At 36.5% G+C, this 14,140-nt stretch carries 12 protein-coding genes and 2 other annotated features; of the genes, 8 read left to right on the top strand and 4 right to left on the bottom strand.

Features of this window, described 5'->3' with window-relative positions; all coding sequences use genetic code 11:
* Positions 1-53: 53 nt before the first annotated feature.
* Positions 54-278: a binding site (T-box leader), on the top strand.
* Between the two features lie 48 nt (positions 279-326).
* Positions 327-551 (top strand) — a binding site (T-box leader).
* Positions 552-821: 270 nt separating this feature from the next.
* Positions 822-2,186 (top strand): amino acid permease, encoded by a 1,365-nt coding sequence (locus tag NKR74_RS16030; protein WP_253630237.1) that lies wholly within the window; start codon positions 822-824, stop codon positions 2,184-2,186.
* Positions 2,187-2,417: 231 nt separating this feature from the next.
* Here the strand turns inward: NKR74_RS16030 and NKR74_RS16025 are convergent, their stop codons facing one another.
* Together NKR74_RS16025 and NKR74_RS16020 are read right to left on the bottom strand one after the other, a co-directional pair.
* Entirely contained in the window at positions 2,418-2,948 is a 531-nt protein-coding gene (locus tag NKR74_RS16025) for a DinB family protein (RefSeq protein ID WP_098305502.1), read from the bottom strand.
* Between the two features lie 187 nt (positions 2,949-3,135).
* Positions 3,136-3,801 carry a TetR/AcrR family transcriptional regulator gene (locus NKR74_RS16020; RefSeq protein ID WP_253630236.1) on the bottom strand — a complete coding sequence of 222 codons (666 nt, stop codon included), beginning with the start codon at positions 3,799-3,801 and terminating at the stop codon, positions 3,136-3,138.
* Positions 3,802-3,951: 150 nt separating this feature from the next.
* Between NKR74_RS16020 and NKR74_RS16015 the strand changes: the two genes are divergently transcribed.
* Positions 3,952-4,920 carry an aldo/keto reductase gene (locus NKR74_RS16015; protein WP_098311135.1) on the top strand — a complete coding sequence of 323 codons (969 nt, stop codon included), beginning with the start codon at positions 3,952-3,954 and terminating at the stop codon, positions 4,918-4,920.
* A 49-nt stretch (positions 4,921-4,969) separates the two neighbouring features.
* Complete coding sequence (locus tag NKR74_RS16010; protein WP_253630235.1) at positions 4,970-5,482, top strand: DinB family protein; 513 nt, start codon at positions 4,970-4,972, stop codon at positions 5,480-5,482.
* Positions 5,483-5,742: 260 nt separating this feature from the next.
* Here the strand turns inward: NKR74_RS16010 and NKR74_RS16005 are convergent, their stop codons facing one another.
* Positions 5,743-6,810 (bottom strand): M24 family metallopeptidase, encoded by a 1,068-nt coding sequence (locus NKR74_RS16005; protein ID WP_253630234.1) that lies wholly within the window; start codon positions 6,808-6,810, stop codon positions 5,743-5,745.
* Positions 6,811-7,207: 397 nt separating this feature from the next.
* Entirely contained in the window at positions 7,208-8,917 is a 1,710-nt protein-coding gene (locus NKR74_RS16000) for an Rqc2 family fibronectin-binding protein (protein WP_253630233.1), read from the bottom strand.
* Between the two features lie 104 nt (positions 8,918-9,021).
* Here NKR74_RS16000 and NKR74_RS15995 point away from each other — a divergent pair, with 104 nt between their 5' ends.
* The 5 genes from NKR74_RS15995 to rpoZ all read left to right on the top strand — a co-directional run bounded on the left by NKR74_RS15995 (position 9,022) and on the right by rpoZ (position 13,891).
* The gene (locus NKR74_RS15995; RefSeq protein WP_253630232.1) at positions 9,022-11,742 is read left to right on the top strand and encodes a calcium-translocating P-type ATPase, SERCA-type; all 2,721 of its coding nucleotides are present in this window, start codon (positions 9,022-9,024) and stop codon (positions 11,740-11,742) included.
* Positions 11,743-11,839: 97 nt separating this feature from the next.
* Positions 11,840-12,715 (top strand): YicC/YloC family endoribonuclease, encoded by an 876-nt coding sequence (locus NKR74_RS15990; protein WP_098311139.1) that lies wholly within the window; start codon positions 11,840-11,842, stop codon positions 12,713-12,715.
* 67 nt (positions 12,716-12,782) lie between these two features.
* Positions 12,783-13,046, top strand: a complete 264-nt coding sequence (remA, locus tag NKR74_RS15985) for an extracellular matrix/biofilm regulator RemA (protein ID WP_020059206.1) — start codon at positions 12,783-12,785, stop codon at positions 13,044-13,046.
* Positions 13,047-13,059: 13 nt separating this feature from the next.
* A complete protein-coding gene (gene gmk / locus NKR74_RS15980) occupies positions 13,060-13,677 on the top strand; it encodes a guanylate kinase (RefSeq protein WP_253630231.1) in 618 nt (205 codons plus the stop codon).
* Position 13,678: 1 nt separating this feature from the next.
* Positions 13,679-13,891, top strand: coding sequence for a DNA-directed RNA polymerase subunit omega (gene rpoZ / locus NKR74_RS15975; RefSeq protein ID WP_253630230.1), 213 nt, complete (start codon positions 13,679-13,681; stop codon positions 13,889-13,891).
* Positions 13,892-14,140: the final 249 nt, after the last annotated feature.

Genomic DNA, 14,140 nt, shown 5'->3' with positions numbered 1-14,140 from the left:
AAAAAATATTGATTTTTTATTGTATTTATTATAGGATACTTTATAAGTAAATAAGATAAGCGATGAATGGAATAGAGTAGTGTATGTTCTCCCTGTTAAAGAGAGCTGACGGTTGGTGTAAGTCAGTACATAGAACAGCATGAATTACAATCCAGGAGCATCTTCTTCGAGCGAATTGTAAGGGGAAGACGGTGAAGAGCCGTTATGGAGAATGAAGAGATTGACATATAAAGTTTGTCAATAATTAGGGTGGTACCGCGAATAAAATCGTCCCTACTGATTAATTTCAGTAGGGATTTTTTGTATTTTCATAACAACTAAATAATAGATAAGCGATGAATGGAATAAAGTAGTGTATGTTCTCCCTGTTAAAGAGAGCTGACGGTTGGTGTAAGTCAGTACAAAGAACAGCATGAATTACAATCCAGGAGCATCTTCTTCGAGCGAATTGTAAGGGGAAGACGGTGGAGAGCCGTTATAGAGAATGAAGAGATTGACATATAGAGTTTGTCAATAATTAGGGTGGTACCGCGAATAAAATCGTCCCTACTGATTAATTTCAGTAGGGATTTTTTATTTGTTTTTAAAAGTAAAAGTACCTAAACGTATGAATGATGATTATGTTTTTAGGAGGTTTCATTGTGGATGAGGCCTACAGGCCTTTATTCTTAAAAAAATGAATTTTGATCATATAAATCAATTCATTCACCAAGTAAAAATAGTGATGTAAAGGAGGTGAATAGCCATGGAAGATGGCTATTATTATTTAAAATTACTTGCAAAACAATTAAAAAAATTAGGAACAGAAAGAGGAAAAAAGAATGAAGAAAGATGGCTTAAAGAAAGAGTTATTACCTAGACATGTTCAATTTTTAGCGTTAGCGGGAATGATTGGTACGGGTATTTTCAAAGGGAGTGGAGATACTTTAGGGATTGCCGGGCCTGGCGTAATTGTTTCGTACTTACTTGGTGGATTATTAATGATGATTGTTATGGTGGCTTTAGCTGAAATGGCTGTTGTTTATCCAAATCATAATGTTCAACATTTAGTTCATAAGGCTTTTGGATTTCATGTATCATTTGTAGTTGGATGGCTATACTGGATTAACTGGACGCTTGTTACAATTGTAGAAATATTAGCTGCAGGCTCTTTTTTACAATTTTGGTTTTCGAATGTACCTCTTTGGTTACTAAGTGGTATTTGTGCGCTTTTAGTTGTGGGAATTAACAGTTTTCAGGTGAAATTTTATGGCGAAATGGAATTTTGGTTTGCTAGTATAAAAATTCTGGCACTTGTATTATTCATCCTTTTAGGTGGAGCAGTCTTATTCGGACTAACGAGTTTTGCTCCATCGACACCAACGGAACATTTACTTGGGCATGGGGGATTCTTTCCAAATGGTATTAAAGGGGTATTTAGTGCTTGTTTTATTGTCATGTTTTCATTCGGAGGATCTGAGTTAATAGGGGTAGCAATTTCTGAGACAAAAGACGCTGAAAAGGTTTTACCTAAAGTGATAAAGGGTGTTGTTTGGCGCGTAATCATATTTTATATCTTACCTATTACAATTATTGCGGGATTAATACCTTGGAATGAAGTTGCAGGAAAAGAAAGTCCATTTATACAAGTAATGAATGCCATTGGTATCCCAGGTGTTGCACACATTATGAATTTTGTTTTATTAACTGCAGTTCTTTCAGCTGCGAATTCAGGAGTTTTTGCTACTTCCAGAACAATGGTTGCGTTAGCTGAAAAAGGAGAAGCGCCAAAAATATTGAAACATACTGCGAAATCAGGTGCACCAATCATTGCAATTTCTTTAAATGGCTTATTATTATTGATAGGTGCAGGACTAGCATTCTTTGCTCCAGATAGTATTATCGGAACAATGATGACAATTCCGGGATTTACAATGTTACTGCTTTGGTTAAGTATTTGCTTTGCACAACTTAAATTACGTCCTACTTATCCAACGATGCCCAATTTTAAAATGAAGTTATTTCCAACTACGACTATTATTGGAATCGTGGGATTATGTATTATTTTCATAGGCTCAACATTTAGTAATGGAATTTCAGTCGGAACAGTGGTTTGTTTTACAACTTTAGTACTTTTAATTGGTCTTGCTTTACTTAAAGGACGGAGTAGAAAGAAAGAAGACACACAACTAAAACATATAAGTTAAATTTATGATGGGAATAAATTTAGCATATGAATCCGATAATCATCAGAGCACGCTCCTATTGAATAGGCGTGCTCTGTCGTGTTTTAAGATAAAGAGTGTGAGTCTGGGATAAAAGAAAGTATATAATTTCATTTACTGAAATAAGAGTGTCTTTTACCTTAATAAAATAAATCAAAATCATAACAAAAAGCTGTACTACTTCACATATACAGTAATACAGCTTTTTGTATATTATTTTACGGAATGAGCTTGTTGCATCTTTTTAATGATGCGAATTTGCCCACGATGACTTAGTTCATCCTCAAATACATGAAACCATTTGAAATAATTGTTTGCCGGCTTGTCTTCCCAAAAAGGAGTTGTTTTAAATAACCATTCGTTTGGAAGTGATTGAAATGTAGCGATTGTTTTATCACGCACTTCTTGTAATGTGTTTATGTAGAATTCTAGAGGCTGGTTTTTAATTTTCTGGCGTCCGAGATTGCCTAGTTCAACACCTGGTAACCAGCGTTCTAGTTCTTCCTCTGTTGGTTCTCTGTCTTCAAATGTATGAATTTGATAATAAAATTCGACAGCTGCCATGTGATACAGAAGCATACCGATTGAATTTGCATTTTCATCATATAAATAGTCTAATTCTTCAATTGTTAAATCTTGAACAGCACGTAAAGTTGAGAGGCGTGCATAGTTCATCATCGAAACAAGTTTAGAAAAATCGTCGCTTAATCCGTCAATCTTATCAATTAAAAATAAATTCTCCATAGAAATCCCCCTGTTATGAAATACAGACCTGTATTTAATTTCTCTAAATAGGAGGAGATTCCTGTTTTATTGCGTAAAACAAAATGAAAGCAGCTCTATAATTCATATTTTTAGTATGAATTATAGAGCTGCTTTTTTGTGTATTTAAGTTCACTTTAGACGAAACAAGTGTTAGTTGGTGTCCTATCTATATATAATTGGATACTTTTTGCACGATGTATTGTATCGTTGATTTCATTTTTTCATCATCTACATTATTTCTATATTCATGGTGGATGACTTGATGCTTTTTAAGCATGTAATAATCAAAGAGTGCCTGATATAAAGTCATATTGTTTTGAATTAAGATTGTAGGTTCAAAGAGCTTTCGTAGTAGCACATCGTCTTGGATAAGGATAAGTACTGGATTTACAGCATTGAACACTTCTTTTTCTATATGCTCCTCATAGAATTTTTTTAATTGATTATTTCGTTCGTTTTGAGCTTGTATGATTTGTTCATATAGTACTGGAGCATTATGTTTTAAATCTGATAGAAAGGCATCAGATATGTAAAAAGAAATGAGTAATGATTGTTCAAATGTTTTTTGAAATCTTTCTCCAAACGGAACTGTTTCTTCAAAAATCGTTTGATCAATACTAGTAATATATTCGGCATAAATGTTGACGATGTATTGGATAATCTCTTCTTTTGATGAGAAGTATTTGTACATCGTTGCTTTACTAATATCCATATAACGAGCAATATCATCTGTTCGTAATGGGCTTATTCCTTGTTTTTTTACGATCGGTAATAATTTGAAAATGAGCTTTTTTCTCATTGCTACTTGATTATCAATATTTTTATTTAACATAACAACCCTCCTTGCAATCCATTTATTATAAATAAATTTATGCATTTATACAAATTAAACTAATTGAACTAAAAAAGTAAAAATAGTTTACTTGTTTTCAGATGTATGCTATTCTCTTTTTACAGTATCTTTTCGAAAGAAGGCGAACTTATGAAAAAGAAGAAGTTAGGTTCACAAGGATTAGAAGTATCGGAAATGGGATTAGGTTGTATGGGAATGTCTGAATTTTATGGTCAGACAGATGAGATAGAGGCGACAAAAACAATTCATCATGCTCTTGAACTTGGAATTACAATGTTTGATACAGCGGATATTTATGGATATGATGAAGAGGGAATGGGAACAAATGAAAAACTAGTAGGGAAAGCGTTACAGGGATTTCGGCATGATGTGAAAATTGCAACGAAGTTTGGAGCACTGCGAAATGCAACAAAAGCGTTAGGATACAACGGTTCCCCTCAATATGTGAAGGAAGCATGTGAAGCAAGTTTAAGAAGATTAGGGACAGACTACATCGACTTATATTATTTACATCGTGTTGATCCAAATACACCAATTGAAGAAACTGTAGGTGCGATGGCAGAGTTAGTGCAAGAAGGAAAAGTACGTTATATCGGACTGTCTGAAGTAACAGGTGAGCAATTAAAAACAGCTCATGCAATTCATCCAATTTCAGCTGTTCAAACAGAATACTCTCTTTGGTCTCGCGATCCAGAGAAAGATATTTTAGGGGTTTGTCGTGAATTAGGCGTTGGATTTGTTCCATATAGTCCACTTGGCCGAGGATTTTTAACGGGTAATTTAACAAGCCGTGATCAATTAACACCTGATGATTGGAGATACTATAATCCACGTTTTTCAGAAGAGGCATTTGCTTCTAATATGAAAATTGTTGAAGGAATTAAACAGCTTGCATTAGAGAAAGAATGTACGCCTGCACAATTAGCGCTTGCCTGGGTCGTTGCACAAGGTGAGGGAATCGTACCAATTCCAGGTACAAAGCGAGTGAAGTATTTAGAGCAAAACATAGCGGCTCTTGAAATAACTTTAACAAAAGAAGAACTAGCATACTTAAATACGATTGCACCTATTGGTGATACGTTTGGTAATCGATATTAAGATTGGTAATCTATAAAAAATCAATTGAAAAGGAAAAGGATGGGATGATGTGCAAACAGAAAGCAAGCATTTGCTGAATGAATCATTTGCTAGAACGTTAGTAAAATCGTTACAAGGAGAACGCGGGCATATTCCAATTAAAAATGCAATTGCAGATATTGATTGGGAACTATCAGGAAAACAAGTAGAAAACATTCCGTATTCCATCTACCAACTAGTGATGCATATGAAATATTGGCAAGATTTTCTCTTACTTGGTTTACATGGAGAAAAACCACAACTTCCAGCGCACGTGAAGGAGAGTTGGCCAGTTGAACATATAGCGAAAAATCAAGAAGAATGGGCGGAGATTATAAGACAATTTCTAGCGGGAATCGATACTGCTTGTACAATTGCTCAAACTACAAAACTTGATGAGCCTTTAGCGCGTTATCCAGATATAACAAGGGCCGATACGTTACGTAATATTGCTTCACATAATAGTTATCATTTGGGAGAAATTGTATTGCTGCGTCGTTTATTTGAGGCGTGGCCTCCACCGAGTGGCGGTTATCCAGCTTGAGGAAATAACTTTTCTCACTAAGCCGTAGTTAAAGAAAATGGATTCTGATTACTTGTTGGTGAAATAAAAAAACAGGCTTCTTCATATTGAAAGAAGCCTGCTATGTTTTATTAATTCTTTCCCTCACCATTCATCCATTACCTCAAAGTTATGTCAAAAACAAAAAAGTTAGGTGAGGATAAACGATCCGTAAAAGTTCGACTGGTCAGATTTAATGAACAGTAGGGCTAAAGAAAACTCTCGATTTTCAAAGCTCCATTTTAACCTAGAACAATAAGTTCTCTATTAGCGTGTGTAATCACTTCATGCCCGGTTTTTGTAATGACAATATCATCTTCAATTCTGCAACCGCCCCAATTTGGGATATAAATACCTGGTTCTACGGTTACAACCATTCCTTCTAGCAGTGTGTCTGTACTATCTTTTGATAATCTAAGAGGTTCATGAAGTTCTAAGCCAACTCCATGGCCGGTTGAATGACCGAAGTATTCACCGTAGCCATGTTCAGTAATGTAATTTCTTGTAATATCATCGATTGTTTTTGCCGATTCACCTGGGCGAATTGCCTCAGTGCCGCGCTTTAAAGCTTCAAGTACAATGTTGTATATCTTTACAAATTCCTCAGAACAGCTACCGATTGCAACAGTGCGCGTTAAATCAGAGCAATAACCGTTATAAAGTGCACCAAAATCTAATGTAACAATATCCCCGTCTTCAATGATTTTACTTGTAGCTACCCCATGCGGGAGAGAAGAGCGAGTGCCAGAGGCTACGATAATGTCAAATGATGAAGAGGAAGCCCCTTGTTTTCGCATGAAAAATTCTAATTCATCTCTTACATCCCATTCAGATACACCAGGTTTAAGGAAGCTTGTAATATGTTGAAAGGCATCATCTGCGATGCGAGCTGCAATTTTAATCATTTCGATTTCAGCCTCTTCCTTCACGGTACGAATCGTCTCTATTATTTCATTTACATGAACAAGTTCGATATTTATATAATTTTGTAACGCTGTATATTGTTTCAGCGTCATATTATTTTCTTCTATACCTAATTTGTTTATTTGTAATCGGTTTACTTGCGCGGCAATTTCTTGTTCTATGTTCCCTTTATGCATAACAATTTCTGCTTCGTGTACTTGTGCTTTCGCTTGATCTGTATAACGGAAATCTGTAATAAATACTGCATTTGTAGGAGAGAGTAAGACAACTCCAGCAGTACCTGTAAATCCAGATGCATATCGGCGGTTTTCTTTTTTGGTAATCAGTAATCCGTCTATTCCGTATTGATGTAGCTGTTCTTGTATTTTTTTGATTCTTGAAGTCATGTTAATTCCTCCCTTTCATCTCCTTATATAAAGCAATAATAGTGCCAATCTTTTTTTATAAGAGAGAAAATCTTTTAACCCGCATTAACGGGCAGTAAGACCCCCACCTCAAGATTCAGAGAAAAGCGAAGAAGATAGGGGGGGAACTGCCTGTAAAAGCCCGATTGGTTCAACTAACCATGAGTGGGGGTGAAGAAAACCCCCACTCATGGAAGTTTCACTTTATCCCGCATGAGTAGGGAGTAAAGCTCTGCGAAGAAAAGAGTTTTTTATATCTATGTCAAATAATATAGACACAAAAGCTTATTTTGTGTCTATATTATTTGACATCACAAATGATTGTGTAAAAAATGAAAGACAAAGAGACGATTACAATATTGTAATCATCTCTTTGTTTTTAAGCTTTCAACTTCATAACAGTATCCACATCAGGTGTTACATACACCGTTTGCTGGTTATCATACGTAACAAATCCAAGCTTCGCTCCGCTTGGCTTTTTCACATGACGAATTTTTGTATAATCGACTGGAACTGAGCTCGATTCCTTTGCTTTACTAAAGTAAGCAGCGAGCTTTGCCGCTTCAATTAATGTTTCTTCGCTTGGCTCTAATGAACGAATGACAACGTGTGAGCCTGGAATGTCTTTCGTATGAAGCCAAAATTCATCACGGCGTGCAAGTTTATTTGTTAAATAGTCATTTTGTTTGTTATTTTTTCCGACTAAAATCTCTGTTCCATCACTTGCAATATATGTGTCTAATACAGGCTTTGCTGGTTTCTTTTTTGCGTTTTTTGACTTGCGATTACGCATATATCCTTCTTCGGCTAGTTCTTCACGAATTTCTTCAATATCTTTAGAAGAAGCAGCCTCCATTTGCTGTAGTAAACTATCAAAGTAAAATATTTCTTCATTTGTTTTTTCAATTTGCTCTTCAACGATTACTACAGAATTTTTTGCTTTTTGATATTTTTGGAAATAACGCTGTGCATTTTCTGACGGTGTGCGTAATGGATCTAAGGCGATCTTTACAGTTCCGCTATTTTCATCATAGTAATTGATAACCTCAACTTCTTTGTCGCCTTTTTTCACTGCATACATATTGGCTGTAAGCAATTCACCAAATAGTTGATATTTATCTGCTTTACTTGCGTCTTCTAAAGTTTTTTGCAATTTAATTAATTTTTTTTCGTTTTTTGCTTTTTCATTTTGCATAAAACGTTCTAAATCATGGGCTTGTTGCTTTACGCGGTCACGCTCTGCTTTCCCAAAGAAGAAACGATCTAGTAATTCGCTTACAGATGAGAATGCTTTCTCTTCACCTTTTAAGTGTGAAAGTGGGAATAAATAAAAGAATTCTTTCCCCTTAGCTATGATCATCGAAGGAGTATACTGATGTTTTAGTAATAGTTTTTGTAATGTAAAAAATACTTCGGATAATGCATTTTCATTCACCATTCCAGCTTTTGCAACTACTTCTTTTGCAAATAGGGGAGAAATCCCCATAAAAGCTCCTACGAGTTGTTTATCCATATTTCCTGCTAAAAAGTCTAGCGGTCGAATAAATTCTTCTTGCGTTTCAATTTGCAATGGATTGATTTTCTGTTGTGCAGGCGGTGCAATATATTCAGCTCCAGCATATACAGTGCGGTGACGGTTTACCGCTAAGGAAACGTGTTTTAGGCTATCCAAAATTATATTTGTTTTGGAGTCTACTAAAATGATATTGCTATGACGCCCCATTATTTCAATAATTAATGTTTTTAATGATTCATCACCAATTTCATTGCGACTACGAATAGTAATTTGGATGATTCGTTCTAAATCAATTTGTTCAATTTTCTCAATAAATCCACCTTCTAAATGTTTACGAAGAAGCATGCAAAACATTGGCGGCAATGCAGGAGAATCGTAATTTTGTGTTGTAAGGTGCATGCGTGCGTACGTTGGGTGTGCGGAAAGAAGTAGTTTTTGATTTTTTCCGTTTGCCCGAATATGTAACAAAATTTCATATTTTGACGGTTGATATATTTTTGAAATTCTTCCTGTTTGAAGAGAATTTGCAATTTCGTGTGTGATTGCTCTTGTAAATAATCCATCGAATGCCACGTTGAACACTCCTTTCTTACTAAAAGTTAATTATAGCATTTTTTCGGACGAGGCTGAATAAGCTTTCATTAGAGCATGTCTGCAATCAGGAGGTAGATGGCGAGATGAATTGGTATGAACTGCGTGCACATGAAGTTGAAGAGCGAACGAATACAAATGTAAAGACAGGGTTGACAGAGCAAGAGGTGCAAGGTCGACTAAAAAAACTTGGCCCAAATGAACTCCAAGAAGCAAAACGGCCTTCTGCACTTGTCGTGTTCTTAGCACAATTTAAAGATTTTATGGTACTTGTTTTGTTTGGAGCAACGATTATTTCCGCTTTTTTAGGAGAATATGTTGATGCAATTGCTATTGTTGCAATTGTTATTATCAATGGAATCCTCGGTTTCTTTCAAGAGAGAAAAGCAGAGAAATCGTTGGAAGCATTAAAAGAGCTTGCCGCCCCGCAAGTAACTGTACTTCGAAATGGAAAGTGGATGAAAATTCCTTCGAAAGGCCTTGTGCTTGGGGATATTATTAAATTTTCAAGCGGGGATCGTATCGGTGCTGATGTGCGCCTCATTGAAGCTTCGAGTCTATATATTGAAGAATCAGCATTAACAGGAGAATCCGTGCCAGTGCAAAAGAAAATTGATGTTTTGCATGGTTCGGATGTTTCAATTGGTGATCAAACAAATATGGCATTTATGGGTACTATGATTACAAGAGGATCCGGCATTGGAGTTGTTATTGGCACAGGAATGAATACAGCAATGGGGCAAATTGCAAATATGCTGCAAAATGCGGAGCAAAATGAAACGCCGCTGCAGAGAAGACTTGAGCAGCTGGGGAAAATTTTAATTATCGTCGCATTAATTTTAACGGCACTTGTTGTATTAGTTGGTGTTTATCAAGGTAATGAAATGTACCATATGTTTTTAGCGGGTGTTTCGCTTGCTGTTGCAGCGATTCCGGAAGGATTGCCTGCGATTGTGACAGTAGCACTTTCACTTGGCGTTCAGCGTATGATTAAGAAAAAAGCAATTGTAAGAAAGCTTCCAGCGGTTGAAACGTTGGGATGTGCATCTGTCATTTGTTCAGACAAAACAGGGACAATGACGCAAAATAAAATGATGGTTACACATGTCTGGTCGAGTGGTGAAATCTGGAATGTAACGGGGCAGGGCTATGAACCAAAAGGTGAATTTATAAAAGATGAAAAGAAAGTAAACCCAACAGCGGCCCGTTCCTTATATCAACTCCTCACATTCGGATGCTTATGTAACAACGCAAATATTGTGAAAAAGAAAAAAACGTATGTATTAGACGGTGACCCGACAGAAGGGGCACTCGTTGTAGCAGCGATGAAGGCTGGCATTTCAAGAGAAGGTATAAAGGATCAATTTGAAATTATTCACGAGTTTCCATTCGACTCAACGCGGAAAATGATGAGTGTAATTGTTCGTGACAAAACAGGGAAAAAATTTGTGATAACAAAGGGAGCACCTGATGTTTTATTAAAAATGAGTCAAACTATTTTATGGGGAAATAAACAGCAGCCATTAACAGAATTGTACAGAAACGAAGTGCAAACGGCGATTTATCATTTAGGAAGTCAAGCACTTCGTACAATTGCAATTGCTTTTAAACCATTAAAAACAACTGATCACATTCAAAGTGAACAAGAAGCAGAACAAGATTTAATGTTTATTGGATTGCAAGGAATGATTGATCCGCCAAGATCGGAAGTGAAGCAAGCGGTGCAAGAATGTAAAGATGCGGGTATTAAAACGATTATGATTACAGGAGACCATAAAGTAACAGCGATGGCAATCGCTGAGCAGCTTGGAATTTTACCATCTGGTGGCCGCGTTGTGGAAGGAATTGAACTCGCAAACATGTCGGTTGAAGAATTAGAAGATATTGTGGATGAAACGTATGTCTTTGCACGTGTTTCTCCGGAACATAAATTGAAAATTGTGAAGGCGCTGCAAAATAAAGATCATATTGTGGCGATGACCGGTGATGGTGTGAATGATGCCCCTGCTATAAAAGCAGCTGATATTGGGGTAGCGATGGGGGTTACGGGGACAGATGTCGCAAAAGAGGCATCATCTCTTGTGTTATTAGACGATAACTTCGCTACTATAAAAGCAGCAATTAAAGAGGGAAGAAATATTTACGAAAACATTCGGAAGTTTATTCGTTATTTATTAGCATCAAATGTTGGAGAAATTTTAGTTATGTTATTTGCGATGATACTTGCATTACCATTGCCGCTCGTACCAATTCAAATATTATGGGTGAATTTAGTAACAGATGGTTTACCAGCAATGGCACTCGGGCTTGATGCACCAGAAGGTGATGTTATGCGTAGGAAACCGCGTCATCCAAAAGAAGGAGTATTTGCGAGAGGACTTGCATGGAAAATTGTTAGCCGCGGTTTTTTAATCGGTGCTATGACACTCTTAGCGTTTATTATTGCACACAATCAAAATCCAAATGAATTAAAGTATGCACAAACAGTTGCTTTTGCAACACTTGTTTTAGCACAGCTTATTCATGTGTTTGATTGCCGCAGTGAGCATTCTGTATTTCACCGTAATCCATTTGGAAATATGTACTTAGTAGGAGCAGTGCTTATTTCGATTTTACTAATGTTAGTAGTGATTTATTATCCACCATTGCAACCGATCTTTAGTACCATGCCAATTAAAGCGAGAGATTGGCTCTTGATTGTTGGTCTTTCTTCTATTCCAACATTCTTATTAGTGGGATCTTTACTAACCGGGAAGCCTGAAAAGAAGAAACCAATTGTATATAAAAGAGGTGTAAACTTGAAATAGTAAATGGGATAAAAGTATGATATAATTTCAAAAGGTAGTAGAGTAGTGTCTCTATTACCTTTTTCATTGAGTAAGATCATGGCTTGGATGTGATAAAATGATTTCGAGTATGACAGGGTTTGGACGCGCAAAGGTAGAAAGTGATGCGTTTCAAATTACAGTAGAAATGAAGTCGGTCAATCATCGCTTTTTAGAGATGAATATTCGTCTTCCGAAGCAAATGATGGTGTTCGAGGATAAAATCCGTAAATTAATTGCAGAACAAGTTGGCCGCGGACGTATTGAAGTATCGATTATTGTTGAAGGGGAAGGGCTCGTTGAACGGAAATTACGCGTGGACTGGTCCCTTTTAGAGCAATATAAGCTCATTATGGAAGAAGCGAAGGAGAAATTTCAATTACAGGATTCGATTACATTACAGCAGCTTATTGCTATGCCAGAAGTGACAGCAATTGAAGAAGTTGAGAATGTAAATGAAACGTTTGAACATAGTTTGTATGAAGCGGTTCGCCGCGCAGCTAGTATGTTAAAAACGATGCGTGATGGTGAAGGAGAACGACTGCATAAAGATTTGGAGCATCGTTTGCAAGAAATTCACACGTGCGTGCATGCCATTGTTCCCTATGCGCCGTCAGTCATTCAAAAATATCGTGAGCGTTTGGAGAACCGTTTGAAAGAATTACATAATCAAGAATTAGAGGAACAACGATTACTTACAGAGATAGCGGTGTTTACAGACCGCTGTGATATTCATGAAGAGTTAGTTCGACTGCAAAGTCATTTAGAACAATTTCAAGAGGCGCTGCAAAGTACAGAACCGGTTGGAAGAAAGATGGACTTTATTGTACAAGAGATGCATCGTGAAATAAATACAATTGGTTCGAAAGCAAATGACTTAACAATTTCAAAATATGTTGTTGAAATGAAAAATAATCTTGAAAAAATTCGTGAACAAGTACAAAATATTGAGTAGCTGTCAATTGTATACGGAAGTTATACGAGAGAGAGAAATCGGATAGACTTACTAGGAGGCGCAAACTATGGCTATGCGGTTTTTAAATATTGGATATGGAAATATCGTATCTGCACATCGAATTATTTCCATTGTAAGTCCGGAATCAGCACCGATTAAAAGGTTAGTACAGGAAGCTCGCGAACAAAATGTGCTGCTTGATGCTACTTATGGTCGAAAAACACGAGCAGTTATTGTTATGGATGATGGACATATTGTATTAAGTCCAATACAACCGGAGACAATTGCTCATCGATTAAATAATAAAGAAGATTTAAGTGACGAAGGGTAGGTTTAACATATATATGAGAAGTAGAAGAGGGTTGCTCATTGTTCTTTCAGGGCCTTCTGGGGTTGGAAAAGGAACGGTTCGAAAGGAATTGTTCAGTCAAGAAGATACAAATTTACAGTACTCTATTTCTGTAACAACACGTAAACCACGTGAAGGAGAAGTAGATGGTGTTGATTATTTCTTTAAAACGAGAGAAGAATTTGAAGAGATGATTCGTAACAATAAACTGCTTGAATGGGCGGAGTTTGTTGGAAACTATTACGGAACACCAATTGATTATGTAGAGCAGACATTGCAGCAAGGGAAAGATGTTTTCTTAGAAATCGAAGTGCAAGGCGCGATTCAAGTAAAGAAAGCTTTTCCAGAAGGAGTATTTATCTTTTTAGCTCCTCCGAGTTTATCGGAACTAAAAAACCGTATTGTTGGTCGTGGTACAGAAACAGAAGAAGTAATTCAAAATCGTTTAACAGTAGCAAAAGAAGAAATCGAAATGATGGATGCTTATGACTACGTAGTAGAAAATGATGAAGTGGAACTTGCTTGCGAACGTATTAATGCAATTGTGATAGGTGAACATTGTCGCCGTGAGCGAGTGGCAAAATACTATAAAGAAATGACGGAGGAAATATAATATGTTAAACCCATCTATTGATTCATTGTTACAAAAAATTGATTCTAAATATACGCTAGTAACAGTAGCTGCAAAGCGTGCTCGTGAAATGCAAGAGCATAACGATTGTGGTGTTGAACAACCAGTATCTCATAAGTTTGTAGGAAAAGCATTAGAAGAGATTAATGCACATTTATTAAACTACGAACCAAGTGAAGATAATAATCAGAAATAAAGCTTTCTTTTCGACAAATAGAGGCATAGATACTATACTTTTCTATGTAACAGTAACAACCTATTTACAAGTAGGTTGTTATTTTTTTACGATATAGATAAATCAACATTAAAAAACGACATGGAAGCTTTCTTTTTAGGTGGGCGAGAGCATCTGGCCATGCATAGAAGCGGTCAGGGCCTTTATCCCCACTGATGGTTAGTTGAACCAATCGGGCTTTTACGGGCAGTTATCCCCCATCTATCTTTT

It is taken from the genome of Bacillus sp. 3103sda1 (assembly GCF_024159135.1).
Classification (GTDB): domain Bacteria; phylum Bacillota; class Bacilli; order Bacillales; family Bacillaceae_G; genus Bacillus_A; species Bacillus_A rhizoplanae.
This window is presented reverse-complemented; position numbering and strand designations above follow the sequence as displayed.